Genomic DNA, 16024 nt, shown 5'->3' with positions numbered 1-16024 from the left:
GCCAGGACGTTCTCGCGGGTGAGGGGGTCAGCGCGTCAGGACCCGCCAGCCCCACGCGGCCAGCGTCAGGGTCGTGCCCGGCGCGACGTCCAGCTCCTCGCCCGTCGCCAGGTCGCGCCAGGTGCCCGCGACCGGGCCGCGGCGCAGCTCGACCTCGCGGGCGACGGCCGACAGGTTGACGACGGCGAGCACCGCGTCCTGTCCGCTGTCGCGCACGAACGCCAGCACCTGGTTCGGGTCCGACGTGCGCACCTCGATCATCGGTGCACCCCACGCCCCGTTGTGCAGCGCCCGGGTCTCGCGCTTGAGCGCGAACAGGCGGCGGTACAGCTCCCCCATGGGGTGCTCGCGCCACGTGATCGGGTCCCGCTCGAAGAACTCCAGCCGACGCTCGTTCCCCGCCTCCTGCCCGTTGTAGATCAGCGGCATGCCGTCGCTCACCACCGACAGCACCACGGCTGCCTCCAGCGCCTCACCGAACTGCTCGAACTCGGTGCCCTCCCACGAGTTCTTGTCGTGGTTGGACACGAACAGCATGCGGATCGCCTCGCGCGGGTAGGCGCGGTCGTTCCAGGCGTAGTAGACCCGCAGCGCCTCGACGTCGGCCTTCCCGTGCGCGATCTCGTGCATGGTGGAGTTCCACGACCACGCGTACGTCATGTCGAACGCCTTCTCGTGCAGCTCGCGCGACTCCCACTCCGCGAGCATGAAGACCGGCTTGATCTGCTCGAGCGCGTCGCGGACGTCCTCCCAGAAGTCGGTCGGCACGAATCCGGCGACGTCGCAGCGGAACCCGTCGACGTCGGCCTCCCGCACCCAGTGCACCATCGCGTCGCGCATGTACTCGCGCATCCCCGGTGCCGAGTAGTCGAGATCGATGATGTCGTCCCAGTCCCACCAGGGTGTCGGGGTGAGCTCCCCGTCCCAGCTGCGGCTGTAGAGCTCGGGGCGCTCGGTCGCGAGCGGGTTGTCCCACGCCGTGTGATTCGCGACCCAGTCCAGGATGACCTTCAGCCCGAGCTCGTGCGCGTCGTCGACGAAGGCGCGCAGGTCGGCGAGGGTGCCGAGCTCGCTGCTGACGGAGTAGTAGTCCTTCACCGCGTACGGGCTGCCGAGGCTGCCCTTGCGGTTGACCTCGCCGATCTCGTGGATCGGCATCAGCCAGACGATCCGCGCGCCCAGCCCGGCCAGTCGCGGCAGCTGATCGCGCGCGGCCGCGAGCGTGCCCTCGGGCGTGAACTGGCGGGTGTTGACCTGGTAGATGACGGCGTCACGGCTCCACGCGGGGTGGACGACGGTCTGTCGCGTCGGGTTGGTCACGGTGCCTCCTCGGCGTTCTCGGTCTCGTTCCAGCCCTCGTCGAGGGCGAGCTCCCACACGTGCGCACCGCGCACCGCGGGCAGCACGACGGCGTCGCCCTCGATCCGGGTCGCCGCACCCTCGCGGACCACCGGCGTGGCGCCACCCAGGAGTGCCAGCGGGAGGCGGACCTCCTCGCCGTCGGCCCGCGCGACGTGCACCAGCAGCCGCTGCTCGGCGTGCTCGCGCACGAAGGTCAGCGAGTCGACGCCGACGTGCGCCCACCGCAGACCGCCGCGCCGCAGCGCGACGCTGTCCCGACGCAGGGCCACCCAGGTGCGGTAGGCCTCCCACGTCGCGGCGTCCCACGCGTCGCGGTCCCACGGGAACGGGGTGCGCGCGTGCTCGCCGTTCGTGCCGGTGAGCCCGATCTCGTCACCCGCGAACACCGACGGCACCCCCGGCATCGTCATCTGCAGCGCGAGGCCGAGCAGGTGCAGGTCCCGGCCGGCGCCGGCGAGGTCGACACCGCCCTTCACCCCGCCGCCCGCGACGGTCCGGAACCGCGGGGTGTCGTGCGAGTCGAGGTGCATCGTCGAGGCGGCGAACGCCGCCCACGGCATCGCGGCGTGCACCTCGCGCATCGTCCGGGTGACCTCGTCGGCGCCGAGCACCGGGATGTCGACGGGCAGGCCGAGGAAGTGCAGCCCGTGCTCGACGGCGCCGGCGCCGGCCCCCGGCGCCCCACCGTTCAACCACACCCACAGCGGCCGCGTGAAGCCCTGGTAGTCCATCGTCCCGTCCCAACCGTCCCCGGTCAGGTCGGCGGCCGCGTCGTGCCCGTGCTCGGCCAGCAGCCACGCGTCCGGGTCGACGGCGTGCATCGTCGCTCGGATCTCGCGAGCCACCTCGTGGGCCAGGTCGTCCGCCCCGAGGCGTCCTGTCATGTTGGCGACGTCGATGCGCCACCCGTCGAGACCGGCCTCGATCCAGCGCGCGACGACCGAGCCCTCGCCGCGGTACAGCCGCGCGCGGAGCTCCTCGCTGCGGTGGTCGAGCTTGGGCAGCGAGGGCACGTCGAGCCACGAGACGTAGTCGCCGGGGTGGTCGCGGAAGCGGTAGAACGCCGCCTCCGGCGCACCGGGATCGGCCTGCGCCGCGAGGAACCAGTCGTGCTCGCGACCCGTGTGGTTGGTCGTGAGGTCGCCGAGCACGCGCAACCCGCGCTCGTGCGCCGCCGCGATGAGGCGCCGCAGCGCGTCGTCCCCGCCCAGCGCGGGGTCGACGCGGTCGAACGTGACGGCGTCGTAGCGGTGGTTGGAGCGCCCCTCGAAGACGGGCGTCAGGTAGAGCACCCCGGCGCCGAGCTCGACGACGTGGTCCAGACGAGCGACGACACCGTCGAGGTCGCCGCCGTACCACTGGCGCTCCACGCCCGGCCCGGAGCCGATGACCGGCTCGTCCCACGCGGCCTCGACCGCCCACGCGGGCGGCACGGTGTCGGGCGAGGACCGTGCGAACCGGTCGGGGAAGACCTGGTAGGCCACCTGGTCCGCCACCCACGCGGGCGGTGACCGGTCGATGCGCAGCAGGAAGTCCGCGCCGTCGGACGTGTCGCGCCCGTGCACCCCCTCGGCGTTCAGCCAGCGGTAGGCGCCGTCGGGCCCGCCCAGGAAGAAGCGGTAGCTCATCACCGGGTTCGTCGATCGCATGTCCACGTGCCACCAGCGTCCGCCCGCGGTGCGGGCGCCGCGGCGTGCCGGCGCGAGGTGCGGCTCGCCGTCGCGCAGCGACCGCAGGACGAGGCGCTCGACGCCGTCGCGCCCGTCGGCGAGGTCGGGCACCAGCACGCGCAGCGCGACGGTGCCGCCGAGCTCGTACGGGCCGGGCGCGACGAAGCGCGCCGAGCCGTCGTGGTGGACGTCTCGGAGGGTGGGGGGCGTCATCCCTTCACGGCTCCCGCCGTGATGCCCCCGACGATGTAGCGCTGGAGGTACTGGAACAGCAGGATGATCGGGACGGCGATCACCACGGATCCGGCCGCGAACCAGCCGAGGTTGTTGGACTGGTCGGCCGCGAGGACACCCTGCATGCCGACGGCGATCGTCTTGACGTCGGTGGAGCGCAGGAAGATCGAGGCCAGCAGGAACTCCCCGATCACGCCGACGAACACCAGCAGTCCGGAGATCACCAGGATCGACTGCAGCAGCGGCAGCAGGATGCGGAAGAACACCTGCAGGTGGCTCGCCCCGTCGATCTTGGCCGCCTCGTCGAGCTCGATCGGGACGGTGTCGAAGAAGCCCTTGATCAGGTAGACCTGGCCGAGCGAGCCGCCCAGCATGATGAGGATGTAGCCCGGGAGCGTGTCGAGGCCGAACGCCGGGAGCACCTCACCCACGATGCTGAACATCTGGAACAGCGCGACCGTCACGAGGATCTGCGGGAACATCAGGATCAGCAGCAGCGACAGCAGTCCCGCGCGGCGACCCCGGAAGCGGAAGCGCGAGAACGCGTAGGCGGCGAAGCAGCTGAAGATCAGCTGGACGACGACCACGACCAGCGCCACCACCACGGTGTTCAGCGCCCACCGGAAGAACGGCCGGGAGGGGTTGTTCCACAGCTGCTCGAAGTTGGCGAAGCTGACCACCGTGGGGATGAGGTCGGTCGAGGCGACGGACCCGATCGGGTTGAGGGACGCCGAGACGATGTACAGGATCGGGATGACGGCGTAGATGCACGCCACGACGCCGACGAGGTAGCGCCACGAGAGGGTGCGCCACCAGCGGGCACCCGTGAGGCGGTCGGCGGGCGCGCCCTTCGGCGGGCGACGGCGGCCGCGCGGGGAGGGCTTGACGACGGCGGTGGTCGCGACCGTCGCGGCGGTGGGGGTGGGGGCGGAGGTCATGTCAGTTCATCTCCTCGAGCTTGCGGGTACCCCGGAACTGGATGGCGGCGAGCACACCCGTGAGGACGAACAGGAGCACCGAGACGGCCGAGGCGAAGCCGATCTGGGAACCGCCGCTGCCGAACGCGAGCCGGTAGGTGTAGCTGATGAGGATGTCGGTGCCGCCCGCCGTCGGGTTGTCCGGGCTGAACGGACCACCCTTCGTGAGCAGCTGGATCGCGTTGAAGTTGTTGAAGTTGAACGCGAACGAGCTCACCAGCAGGGGGGCCGTCGAGACCAGGAGCAGCGGGAAGACGATGCGCCGGAACTGGCCGAACCCGGTCGCGCCGTCGATCGAGGCCGCCTCCTTGAGGTCGGACGGGATCGACTGCAGCGCGCCGGTGCAGATGAGGAACATGTAGGGGAAGCCCATCCACAGGTTCGTCAGGAGCACGGCGACCTTCGCCCAGGTGGCGTCACCGAACCAGTCGATGCCCGTGCCGAGCATGTCGTTGACGAGGCCGTAGTCGCGGTTCCAGAAGCCCGCCCAGACCATCAGCGAGATGAAGCCCGGGATGGCGTACGGCATGATCAGGAACGACCGGAAGGCGCGCTGACCGCGCATCCGGGTGTCGTTGAGCGTGACGGCCAGCAGCAGCCCGAGCGCGAACGTGCTGCCGACGGAGCCGACCGCGAACACGAGGGTCCAGCCCAGGATCGACAGGAACGGCCCCGTGATCCGCTGGTCGGAGAAGATGCGCTCGAAGTTGAAGGTCCCGACGTTCTCCGACCACGACTGCGTGGCCAGGCGCTGCCCGGCGTCGTCGACGAAGTAGGACCGGTCACCCGACGGCGCACGCTCGGCCGTGTACACGACGCCCGTGTCGACGTTCGTGATCGTGTCCGCCGCCTCGTCGTAGATCAGCGGCGTGCGCATCTCGATCGCCTGGAAGCCCTGCGCCTTGATGACCGTGTCGTCGTTGACCGGCACGGCGAAGCCGTCGAGCGGCTGCCCGGCACCGCTGAGGTCGTTCTGCTCCTGCCGCGTCAGGATCGTGTAGCCCTCGGCGGCGGTGATCTGGCCGGCGTCGACCGTGACCGTGTCAGCGGGGAGCTCGGTCAGCCCCTCCTCCTCGGAGCCGACGTAGGCCTGCTCCGTCGCGGTGTCCACCAGCAGCATCTCGAACGGGCCGGTGGTGATGGCGCCCTGGGTGCCGACGACGAGCGAGTACACCGCACCGTCGGGCACCTGGACGGCGGACGTGCCGACGATGCGGGCGACGGCGGCCTCCTTGCTGGAGCGCGTGCCGTCGCCGTAGTTCGTGGTGGAGAGCTGGAAGGTCAGGATGATCGGGTAGATCAGGAACAGCACGAGCATCAGCACGCCGGGCAGCAGGTACTTCGCCGGCACGATGCGGCCGGTGAGGTAGACGGCGACGACGACGGCCACGACCGCCCACAGCATGATGAGGAAGGCCCAGTTCGCGGTCGCCACGAGCGTCGGCGTGAGGGCGACGGCCAGGGCGAGCACGAGCCCGAGGCTGACGATCTTGGCCACGAGGCCGCCCGAGCTGCGGGCGTCGATGGCGAGGGGATGACGGCGGCGCGGCGACGCGTCCTTGCGGCGCTGCGGGGTGGGGGTGAGGATCTGGGTCACGGGACGCTCCCGGGTGGTGACGAGGGTGGGGGCCCGTCCGCGCGTCCGGCGCGGACGGGAGCGCCCGGGGTCCGGTCGGCGATGACCGGACCCCGGAATCGTTCGTCAGGAGCTGGCGATGGCCGCGCTGATGGTCTCGCCGGCCGTGGTCATCGTGCCGGCCGGGTCGGCCCCGCCGATGATCGCGGCGTAGGCCTGGCCGAGCGGCGTCCAGACCTGGTCCATGGCCGGGATGGCCGGCATGGGCTGGGCCTGGTCGGCGGCGTCGCCGAACACGCCAACCAGGGGGTCGGCGGCCGCGGCGGCCTCACGCACGGACGTCATGGCCGGCGGGAGGTTGGCGTTGTCGAACAGGATCTGCATCGTGTCCTCGGAGTTGAGCGCCCCACCCGTGGTCCCGGTGACGAACGCCTGCGCGAAGCTCTTGTTCGCACCGTTCGAGGCCACGTAGAACGCCTGCGCCCCCATGAACGGGACGGCGGGGCCCATGCCCGCGAAGCCGGGGATCGGCTGGACGGTGAAGCCGTCCTCGCCGAGGCCGGTCGTGACGTCACCGAGCGCCCAGGGGCCGGAGATCAGGCACCCGGCGCGGCCGTCGGCGAACAGCGCGATCGCGTTGTCGCCGGAGATCGCCGTCGACAGCACGCCGGAGCCGGCCGAACCGAGCTCGGCCAGCTTGGCGGCGGCGGCCTGACCCTCGGGCGTGCCGACGCCGAGGTCCGCGGGGTCGGGCGTGCCGTCGGCGGTGAGGCCGAACAGGTAGCCGCCGGCCGAGGTGTACAGGGGCTGCATGTTGTACGGGTCGCCGTCCACGCCCTGCGCCACGTTCAGCGCCGAGTCGACCTGGCCGGCGTCCTTGGCCGCCTGGCCCGCCGCGATGGCGTCGTCGAGCGTCGCGTAGGTGTCGGGCGCGTAGGCGGTGTTGCAGTACAGCACCAGCGACTCCACGCCGTAGGGGATGCCGTAGAGCTGGCCGTTGTAGGTGACGGCCGAGACCGCGCGCTCGGCGTAGCCCCCGAGCGCGTCGGCGCCGAGCTGCAGCGGGTCGATCGCACCGTTCGCGACGAGCTGGCCGATCCAGTCGTGCGCGCCCACGAGGACGTCGGGGCCGTTGCCGGCCTCGTTCGCCGTGATGAAGTCCGTGCGTGTGTTGACGATCGCCTGCACGCCGACGGAGATGCCGTTCGCCTCGCCGAAGGCCTCGGCCGCGGCGGTGACCGCGTCGAGCTTGACGTCGTCCGTCCAGATGACGAGGTCCTCGTCACCGCGGACGGCGACGGTCTCCTCCTCCTCGCCCTCCGGCGCGGCCGAGGTCTCCTCGGCGGACGTCTCGGAGTCGCCGGCCTCGGGGGACGTGGTCTCCTCGGACCCGCCGCCGCCCCCGCCGCACGCGGTCAGCAGCAGCGCCGTCGTCGCGATGGCGGCCGTGATGGTGGTTCTGCGCATGTGCTCGCTCCTGAGTCTCGGATCGATCGGCAGCGCGCTCCGACCCTCGTTGGCCGGGAACACGCGACGCTGCGTTGGTGGCAACGTACTGCAACTTTCTGCAACGCGGCAGCACTTCGCTGCCGCACGACGATCTGTGACGCAATCGTGACCGGGGGCGGCGGGGCGGCCCCCCGTCCGATCCACGAGGCCGGACGGCCGCGACACCCGGCGGGCACGCGCGGTCCTGACGCAACGTTTGCGGTATCTTGCACCGAGACATGCACGGGGATGGTCCGCCGTCCCGAGGCCGCACTGCTGCGGCCGTGAGGAGATGACGTGACCAACCACGACGTGCCGCGCACGCGACTGGCCGACCTGGCCGAGCACTCGGGCGTCAGCACCGCCACGGTGTCGCGCGTCCTCAACCGCAAGCCTGGGGTCGCCGAGTCCACGCGCCAGGCCGTCTACCACGCGCTCGACCTGCTCGGCTACGAGCGACCGCGGCGCATCACGTCGCCGTCGGCCGGCCTCATCGGGCTCGTGATCCCGGAGCTGTCCAACCCGGTCTTCCCGGCGTTCGCCCAGGCGATCGAGACGGCCCTCGCGCACCACGGCTACACGCCGCTGCTGTGCACCCAGACCGCGAGCGGGGTCTCCGAGGACGAGTACGTCGAGACCCTGATGTCCGCCGACGTCGCGGGCATCGTGTTCCTCAACGGGCTGCACGCGGACTCGCAGGCGCCGATAGCGCGCTACCAGCGGCTGGCCGAGCGCGGCGTCCCGTTCGTCCTGGTCAACGGGCACCGCGACGAGCTCGAGGCGCCGTCGGTCTCGGTCGACGAGCGGCTCGGCATGGATCTCGCGGTGCGGCACCTCGCCTCGCTCGGGCACCGCCGGATCGCGCTCGCCGTCGGGCCCGACCGGCTGATCCCCGCCGCGCTCAAGCGCGAGGGCTTCGTGGCCGCGATGAAGCGTCACATCGGGCAGGACGCCGAGCATCGCGTGCTGACCTCGCTCTTCACCGTCGAGGGCGGCGAGGCGGCGGCGCGTGCGCTGCTGCGCGAGGGTGCCAGCGCCATCATCTGCGGCAGCGACATCATGGCGCTCGGGGCGATCCGGGCCGTGCGTCAGGCGGGGCTGACGGTGCCCAAGGACGTCTCGATCATCGGCTTCGACGACTCGCTGTTCATGAACTTCACGTCGCCGCCGCTGACGACGCTGCGCCAGCCCGTCGACGCCATGAGTCAGGCGGTGGTGGACACGCTGCTCTCGGCGATGGCCGGACGACGGGATCCGATCGAGCTGCGCTTCGCCCCCGAGCTGATCGTCCGGAGCTCGACGAGCTCCGTCCCCACCTCCTGACCCGACCGCGGGCGGTCAGCCGCCGCTGACGCTCAGCTCCGCCTCGTGCAGCGAGGCGGCGAGGTCGGCGTCGATCTCGCGCGAGTCCAGCCAGCCGTAGGGCACGCTCGGCACCTTCGGGGTCCCGGCCCGGCCGCGCTGCCCCTCGGCCGCCTCGCCCGGGTAGGCCTGGTCGAGGTCGAGCGCGGCGAGCTTGTCGTCGAGGTCGGCGAGCGAGTCCACGAGCGCGAGTCCGCGCCGTGCGTCCCCGCCGACCGAGTAGCCCTTGAGGTACCACGCCATGTGCTTGCGCAGCTCGCGCAGACCGCGGCCCTCGTCGCCGTCGGCGTGCACGATCATCAGCTCGGCGTGGCGGCGCAGCACGCTCGCGACGGCGCCCAGGCCCGGCCGCACGCGCCGCTCCGTCCCGGCGAAGGCCGAGACGAGGTCGGTGAACAGCCACGGCCGGCCCTGGCACCCGCGCCCGACCACGACGCCGTCGCACCCCGTCTGCGCCACCATCGCCAGCGCGTCCTGCGCCGACCAGATGTCGCCGTTGCCGAGCACCGGGATGTCCGTGACCGCCTCCTTGAGCCGCGCGATCGCGTCCCAGTGAGCGTGGCCGGAGTAGTACTCCGCCGCGGTGCGGGCGTGCAGCGCGACCCAGGCCGCGCCGGCGTCCTGCGCCATCAGCCCGGCCTCGAGATAGGTGAGGTGCGTCTCGTCGATCCCCATCCGCATCTTGACGGTCAGGGGCACGTCGCCGCGCCCGGCCTCCTCGACGGCGCCGCGCACGATCGCGGCGAACAGGTCGCGCTTCCAGGGCAGGACCGCTCCCCCGCCGCGCTTGGTCACCTTGGGCACGGGGCAGCCGAAGTTCAGGTCGATGTGGTCGGCGCGGTCCTCGGTCACGAGCATGCGAACGGCGGCGCGCACGGTCGCCGGGTCGACGCCGTAGAGCTGCACGCTGCGGATCGTCTCGTCGGGAGCCGGCGTGATGATGCGCATCGACTCGGGAGTCCGCTCGACCAGCGCGCGCGAGGTGACCATCTCGGAGACGAACACGCCCTCGGGGGCGTCGCTCGCGTGCGGCTCGATCGGCGAGCCGGTGGGCTCGGGCAGACCGGCGCGCGCGGCCTCGCGGCACAGCTGGCGGAAGGGTGCGTTCGTCACGCCCGCCATGGGGGCGAGCACGACGGGTGTGCCGACGGTGAAGCGGCCGAGGGTGAGACTCACTCCTCCATGGTCCCAGAACCGCGCAAGCGTCTGTCCCGACGGCGCTGCACCGGCGGGTGGGCCCGGTCACCCTCGGCCTCGGGCTGGTGCGCGGGCGCGGCCTCGGGCTCGGGCGTCGCGGCGGGGACGCCGTCGCCCGACGCCGGAGCCGCCACCACCGCGGTCGCACCCCCCGCGGCGATCACCACGCCGTGCCCCCGCTCGTCGCGGTCGGACGTGCGCACCAGCGACGCGGAGATCGCCGTCGTCACCGGGATCGCGAGGACGAGACCGATCGAGGAGACGAGCGTGCGCACGAGCTCCTCGGCGATGCTCGCCGACGTGATCAGCTGCGTCGGCGAGCGGTCGTAGATCGAGGCGATCATCAGCATCGGCAGCGCCGTGCCGACGTAGGCGAACGCGAGCGTGTAGACGGTCGAGGCGATGTGGTCGCGTCCGATGCGCATGGCGCGGAGGAACACACGGCGGCGCGGCACGGTCGGATCGCTCGCGTGCAGCTCCCACACCGCGCTCGCCTGCGTGATCGTGACGTCGTTGAGCGCGCCGAGCCCGGCGATCACGAACCCGCAGACCAGCAGCGCGCGCATGCTGATCTCGGGGAACGTCGACATCACCTGGTAGCCCTCCTCCGAGCCGGTGCCCAGGAGGTTGGCGCCGGCGGCGGAGGCGATGGCGAGCACCGTGGTGACGGCGAGGCCGACGAACGTGCCGAGCAGCGCCGTCGTGGTCCTGATGGAGATCCCGTGCGCCAGGTAGACGGAGACGAACATCATCGCGCTCGATCCCACGAGCGCCACCAGCAGCGGTGACACCCCGGTCATGAGCGCCGGCAGGACGAACAGGCCGATCACGGCCAGGGAGGCGGCGAGGCCGACGACGGCGGCGAGCCCGCGCCAGCGCGCCACGAGGGCGACCAGCAGCACGTAGGCGACCGCGAGCCAGATCAGCGGGACGTCGCGCTTGTAGTCGATGAACGTGAAGCTCGCGCCGGCGTCCAGCCGGTCGGCCTCGAACAGGACGAGGATCTGCGCGCCCACGGGGACGGTTTCCCGCAGCACGTCCTCGCCGACCGAGACGGGCACCTCGACACCGGCGCCGTCACCCGTGAGCAGCTCGGCCGTCACCTCGGCGCCCGGAGTCCCGGGGACGTCCGTGATGCGCGCGGTCTCGAACGACAGGCCGGACGCCGTCATCGGGATGGAGCCGGCGATCGACTCACCCTTCGGCCACAGCGCGACCATCCCGGCGATCGTCGCCAGCAGCAGGGGGACGACGATGGCCGCGAGCAGGATGCGCGCGCGGCGCACCTCCCCCGGAGGGAGGTGGACCGGCGCGTGGCCGTGCCCGTGACCGTGACCCGGCCCCGTCGCGTCCGCGCCGCCCTGCGACACCGCGGCCGCGGACGGCCCGGCCGCCGTCGCCCCCTGCTCCGGCGTGCTCACGCGTCGATCACGCGCCGAGGAGACGCGCGCCCAGGTACGAGGCGACCTGAGAGAGCGCCACGCGCTCCTGCGCCATGGTGTCGCGCTCGCGGATCGTCACGGCGTCGTCGGTGAGCGTGTCGAAGTCGACCGTGACGCAGAACGGCGTGCCGATCTCGTCCTGACGGCGGTAGCGGCGACCGATGGCGCCGGCGTCGTCGAAGTCGACGTTCCAGTGCTCGCGGAGCTCGGCGGCCAGAGCGCGTGCCTTGGGCGAGAGCTCTCCCGAGCGCGACAGCGGCAGCACGGCGGCCTTGACCGGGGACAGCCGCGGGTCGAGCTTGAGGACGGTGCGCTTGTCGACGCCGCCCTTCGCGTTCGGCGCCTCGTCCTCGTGGTAGGCCTCGACCAGGAACGCCATCAGCGAGCGCGTCAGACCGGCGGCGGGCTCGATGACGTAGGGCACCCAGCGCTCGCCCTTCTCCTGGTCGAAGAAGGACAGGTCCTTGCCGGAGTGCTCGGTGTGGGTCTTGAGGTCGAAGTCGGTGCGGTTGGCGATGCCCTCAAGCTCGCCCCACTCGCTCCCCGTGAAGCCGAACTTGTACTCGATGTCCACGGTGCGGGTGGAGTAGTGCGAGAGCTTCTCGGCCGGGTGCTCGAACAGGCGCAGGTTCTCCGCGGCGATGCCCAGGCCGGTGTACCACTCCATGCGCGTGTCGATCCAGTACTGGTGCCACGTCTCGTCCGTGCCCGGCTCGACGAAGAACTCCATCTCCATCTGCTCGAACTCGCGCGTGCGGAAGATGAAGTTGCCCGGCGTGATCTCGTTGCGGAACGACTTGCCGATCTGGGCGATGCCGAACGGCGGCTTCTTGCGCGCCGCCGTGGCGACGTTGCCGTAGTTGACGAAGATGCCCTGCGCGGTCTCGGGGCGCAGGTAGTGCATGCCCGACTCGTCCTCGACCGGGCCGAGGTAGGTCTTGAGCATCATGTTGAAGTCGCGGGGCTCGGTCCACTCGCCGCGCGTGCCGCAGTTGGGGCACGCGATGTCCTTCAGGCCGTTCTCGGCCGCCCGGCCCTTCTTCGCCTCGAACTCCTCCACGAGGTGGTCCTCGCGGAAGCGCTTGTGGCACGAGAGGCACTCGGTCAGCGGGTCGGTGAAGACGCCGACGTGGCCGGAGGCCACCCAGACCTGGCGAGGGAGGATGACGGCGGAGTCGAGGCCGACGATGTCGTCGCGGCGGGTGACCATCGCGCGCCACCACTGGCGCTTGATGTTCTCCTTGAGCTCGACGCCGAGGGGCCCGTAGTCCCAGGCGGAGCGGGAACCGCCGTAGATCTCACCCGACTGGAAGACGAACCCCCGGTGCTTGGCGAGGGTGATGACGGAATCGAGACGACTGGCGGCCACGGTTGAGCTCCTTGCGGACGAGACCCCGCACCTGGCTGGCGCGGGCGACGTCCAACCTACCGTGAGGCGTGGCTGGCTTCCCGGCCCAGCCGTTTTGACAATCGTTCTCATTGAGTCGAGAATCGTTCTCATGCAGCCCTCGTTCCGCCGTGCCCTCGTCCCGATCGCCGCCCTCTCCCTGGCCCTCCCGCTGGCCGCGTGCGGCGACGGCGGCTCCGGCTCGGGCGCCTCCGGTACCGATGGTGGAGGCGACACGATCGAGGTCCTGGCCTCGTTCTACCCGCTGCAGTACCTCACGCAGCGCATCGGCGGCGACGCCGTCACGGTCTCCAGCCTCACGCCCGCCGGCGCCGAGCCGCACGACCTCGAGCTCTCGCCGTCGCAGGTCGCCACCATGGGCCGCGCCGACCTGGTCGTCTACCTGTCCGGGTTCCAGCCCGCCGTCGACACGGCGGTGTCCGAGGTCTCCCCCACGGCGATCGACGTCGCCTCGGCCGCGCGCCTCACGGACGCCGCGCACGAGGAGGAGCACGACCACGAGGCCGAGGAGGAGGGCCACGACCACAACGGGCTCGACCCGCACTTCTGGCTCGACCCGATCCGGATGGCCGACGCCGCCGACGCCGTCGCCGCGCAGCTCGCCGAGGTCGACCCCGACGGCGCCGAGCAGTTCGAGGCGAACGCGGCCGAGCTCCGCACCGAGCTGGAGGGCCTGGACGAGTCCTACCGCACGGGCCTGGCCGAGTGCAGCACGACGACGATCGTCGTCGCCCACGAGGCCTACGGGTACCTCGCCGGTGCCTACGGCCTGGAGCAGGAGGGCATCTCCGGCATCGACCCCGACGCCGAGCCCTCCCCCGCGCGCCTGCGCGAGATCGAGCAGGTCGTGCGCGAGACCGGTGTGAGCATCATCTTCACCGAGTCCCTCATCGACCCGCGCGTGGCCGAGGTGCTCGCCGACGACCTCGGCATCACCACCGGCGTGCTCGACCCGCTCGAGAACCAGGCCGACCCCGACGCGGACTACCGTGACGTCATGAACAGCAACCTGGCCTCGCTGCGCGACGCGCTGACCTGCGCGTGAGCAGGACCCGTCCCAGCCCCACCGGCGCGACCGACCCGACCGGCTCGACCGACCCGGTCGTGGCCGTCCGCGACCTCGCGGTCGACCTCGGCGGGTCGCGCATCCTGCGCGACATCAGCCTCGAGGTGCACCGCGGGGAGTTCGTGGCGCTGCTGGGCGCGAACGGCTCCGGCAAGTCCACGCTGGTGCGCACGCTGATCGGCGTGCTGCCGCCCGCGGCCGGCACCGTCCGCGTGCTCGGCGCCGACATCACGCGCCGCGCCGGCGTCCCGTGGCAGCGCATCGGTTACGTGCCGCAGCGCTCGACGGCGACGGCGGGCGTCCCCGCCACGGTCGTCGAGGTCGTCCGGTCGGGGCTGCTCGCCGCGGGCATGCTCCGTCCGCCGCGCGACGCCGACGCCCGCGTCCGCCGCGCGCTCGAGCGCGTCGACCTGGCCGACCGTGCGCACCGCGCCGTCGCCGAGCTCTCCGGCGGGCAGCAGCAGCGCGTGCTGATCGCGCGCGCGCTCGCCCGCGACCCCGAGGTGCTCCTGCTCGACGAGCCGCTGGCCGGCGTCGACGCCGCGAACCAGGCCTCCTTCGCCCGCACCATGGCGGGCCTGCGCGAGGACGGCGTGACCGTCCTCGTGGTCCTGCACGAGACCGGACCGCTCGCCCCCCTGATCTCCCGCGCGCTCGTGCTGCGGCACGGCGCGATCGTGCACGACGGCGAACCGCCCCCCGCCGCGCCCGGTCACGACCACGACGACCACGACCACCTGCACCCGCACGGGGACTCCCGCGACGAGCACTGGGCCGAGGAGCGTGCGCACGGGGGCGACCGCCCCACCGGTGACCGCTCCGCCATCCGCATCACCCCGGGAGGGCTGGCGTGAGCACGTTCGTGGAGATGTTCTCCTCCCCGCTCATGCAGCGCGCGCTGATCGCGGCGGTCGTCGTCGGGCTCGCGGCGCCCGTCATGGGCACCTACCTCGTCCAGCGGCGCCTGTCACTGCTGGGTGACGGCATCGGGCACGTCGCGCTGACGGGCGTCGCGGCCGGCTGGCTCGTCGGCAACGCGATGTCGCTGACGCCGCACGACGCGCTGGCCATCCCGGGCGCCGTCGTCGCCGCGGTGATCGGCGCGCTCGCCATCGACGTCGTCCGCGCCCGGGGCCGCACGAGCGGCGACGTCGCGCTCGCCCTGCTCTTCTACGGCGGCATCGCCGGCGGTGTGCTGATCATCGGCCTCGCCGGCGGCACGACGGCCAATCTCATGGGTTACCTGTTCGGCTCCATCGCCACGGTCAGCACGAGCGACCTCGTCCAGATCGTCATCCTCGGCGCCCTGGTGCTCGGTGTCGGCATCGGGCTGCGTCCGGCGCTCTTCGCGGTCTCACACGACGAGGAGTTCGCCCGCTCGCTCGGGCTCCCGGTGCGTCTGCTCAACATGATGATCGCGATCGTCGCCGCGCTGACCGTCACGGTCGCGATGCGCGTGGTCGGTCTCCTGCTGGTGAGCGCGATCATGATCCTGCCCGTCGCGATCTCGCAGCAGGTGGCGACGTCGTTCCGCGCCACGATGCGGCTCGCGATGGGGGTGGGCGTGCTGGTGTGCGTCTCCGGCCTCGTCATCACCTACTTCCGGGCCCTCTCCCCCGGTGCGGTCATCGTGTGCCTGGCGATCGCCGTCTACGCTGGGGTGGCCGCCGTGCGACCGCTCCTGGTGAACCGGTCGCGGGCCCGCGGGGCCCAGGCGGCGTTCGATCCGCACCCCGACCACCCCGACGACGTCCTGGTGGCGGGGATGACCGAGCCGGGCACGGCGGGCGGTTCGACAGCCACACGAGGCACGACGGCGAGGGAGTAGCGGTGCAGCGCACGACACGTCAGCGAACCGCCGTGGCGGAGCTGCTGGAGCACTCGGCCGAGTTCCGCAGCGCCCAGGAGGTGCACCGGATGCTCGCCGACCGCGGCGAGTCGGTGGGTCTCGCGACGGTCTACCGCACGCTGCAGGCGCTGGCGGAGGTCGGCGAGGTCGACGCGCTGCGAGGCCCCGACGGCGAGGTCCGCTACCGCCGCTGCGACGAGCAGGCCCACCACCACCACCTCGTGTGCCGCCGCTGCGGAACGGCCGTCGAGCTCGACGCCGCCGCCGTCGAAGCGTGGTCCGGAACCATCGCCGCCGCACACGGCTTCACCGCCGTGGAGCACACCATCGAGCTGTTCGGGCTCTGCGCGACCTGCAGCGCCGCCGACGCCCGAGCCTAGGCGGGCCCCCTCC

At 72.1% G+C, this 16024-nt stretch carries 13 protein-coding genes; 5 read left to right on the top strand and 8 right to left on the bottom strand.

What is annotated here, in order from left to right; all coding sequences use genetic code 11:
- Positions 1–27: 27 nt before the first annotated feature.
- From SERN_RS10065 to SERN_RS10045, 5 genes are all read right to left on the bottom strand, one after another.
- Complete coding sequence (locus tag SERN_RS10065; RefSeq protein ID WP_199241588.1) at positions 28–1320, bottom strand: alpha-amylase family glycosyl hydrolase; 1293 nt, start codon at positions 1318–1320, stop codon at positions 28–30.
- Positions 1317–3245, bottom strand: coding sequence for a glycoside hydrolase family 13 protein (locus tag SERN_RS10060; protein WP_135850006.1), 1929 nt, complete (start codon positions 3243–3245; stop codon positions 1317–1319). Before SERN_RS10060 ends, SERN_RS10065 begins: the two co-directional genes overlap by 4 nt.
- Positions 3242–4204 carry a sugar ABC transporter permease gene (locus tag SERN_RS10055; RefSeq protein ID WP_135850005.1) on the bottom strand — a complete coding sequence of 321 codons (963 nt, stop codon included), beginning with the start codon at positions 4202–4204 and terminating at the stop codon, positions 3242–3244. The genes SERN_RS10060 and SERN_RS10055 overlap by 4 nt, the downstream gene beginning before the upstream one ends.
- 1 nt (position 4205) lies before the next feature.
- Positions 4206–5840, bottom strand: coding sequence for an ABC transporter permease subunit (locus SERN_RS10050; RefSeq protein WP_233251607.1), 1635 nt, complete (start codon positions 5838–5840; stop codon positions 4206–4208).
- Between the two features lie 105 nt (positions 5841–5945).
- On the bottom strand, positions 5946–7286 hold the full coding sequence (locus tag SERN_RS10045) for a sugar ABC transporter substrate-binding protein (RefSeq protein WP_135850004.1): 1341 nt from the start codon (positions 7284–7286) through the stop codon (positions 5946–5948).
- Between the two features lie 318 nt (positions 7287–7604).
- Between SERN_RS10045 and SERN_RS10040 the strand changes: the two genes are divergently transcribed.
- On the top strand, positions 7605–8630 hold the full coding sequence (locus tag SERN_RS10040; protein ID WP_135850003.1) for a LacI family DNA-binding transcriptional regulator: 1026 nt from the start codon (positions 7605–7607) through the stop codon (positions 8628–8630).
- A gap of 15 nt (positions 8631–8645) precedes the next feature.
- Here SERN_RS10040 and dusB read toward each other — a convergent pair whose 3' ends face one another.
- Genes dusB through SERN_RS10025 form a run of 3 tightly spaced genes read right to left on the bottom strand, consistent with a single transcriptional unit; the run spans position 8646 to position 12677 of the window.
- Positions 8646–9791, bottom strand: coding sequence for a tRNA dihydrouridine synthase DusB (gene dusB, locus SERN_RS10035; protein ID WP_199241609.1), 1146 nt, complete (start codon positions 9789–9791; stop codon positions 8646–8648).
- A 50-nt stretch (positions 9792–9841) separates the two neighbouring features.
- On the bottom strand, positions 9842–11287 hold the full coding sequence (locus SERN_RS10030; RefSeq protein WP_233251606.1) for a YibE/F family protein: 1446 nt from the start codon (positions 11285–11287) through the stop codon (positions 9842–9844).
- Positions 11288–11294: 7 nt separating this feature from the next.
- Complete coding sequence (locus SERN_RS10025; protein ID WP_233251605.1) at positions 11295–12677, bottom strand: glycine--tRNA ligase; 1383 nt, start codon at positions 12675–12677, stop codon at positions 11295–11297.
- A gap of 130 nt (positions 12678–12807) precedes the next feature.
- Between SERN_RS10025 and SERN_RS10020 the strand changes: the two genes are divergently transcribed.
- The 4 genes from SERN_RS10020 to SERN_RS10005 are packed head-to-tail and all read left to right on the top strand — an operon-like array spanning position 12808 to position 16011.
- Positions 12808–13761 carry a metal ABC transporter substrate-binding protein gene (locus SERN_RS10020; RefSeq protein ID WP_135850000.1) on the top strand — a complete coding sequence of 318 codons (954 nt, stop codon included), beginning with the start codon at positions 12808–12810 and terminating at the stop codon, positions 13759–13761.
- On the top strand, positions 13758–14636 hold the full coding sequence (locus tag SERN_RS10015; protein ID WP_135849999.1) for a metal ABC transporter ATP-binding protein: 879 nt from the start codon (positions 13758–13760) through the stop codon (positions 14634–14636). The genes SERN_RS10020 and SERN_RS10015 overlap by 4 nt, the downstream gene beginning before the upstream one ends.
- A 14-nt stretch (positions 14637–14650) precedes the next feature.
- Positions 14651–15610 carry a metal ABC transporter permease gene (locus SERN_RS10010; RefSeq protein WP_135850503.1) on the top strand — a complete coding sequence of 320 codons (960 nt, stop codon included), beginning with the start codon at positions 14651–14653 and terminating at the stop codon, positions 15608–15610.
- A 2-nt stretch (positions 15611–15612) separates the two neighbouring features.
- Positions 15613–16011 (top strand): Fur family transcriptional regulator, encoded by a 399-nt coding sequence (locus SERN_RS10005; protein WP_135849998.1) that lies wholly within the window; start codon positions 15613–15615, stop codon positions 16009–16011.
- The last annotated feature ends 13 nt before the right edge of the window (positions 16012–16024 follow it).

The sequence above is a fragment of the Serinibacter arcticus genome (assembly GCF_004786095.1).
In the GTDB taxonomy this organism is placed as follows: Bacteria; Actinomycetota; Actinomycetes; order Actinomycetales; family Beutenbergiaceae; genus Litorihabitans; species Litorihabitans arcticus.
Note: the sequence above shows the minus strand (reverse complement) of the source record. Positions and strands in the feature narration are given on the sequence as shown.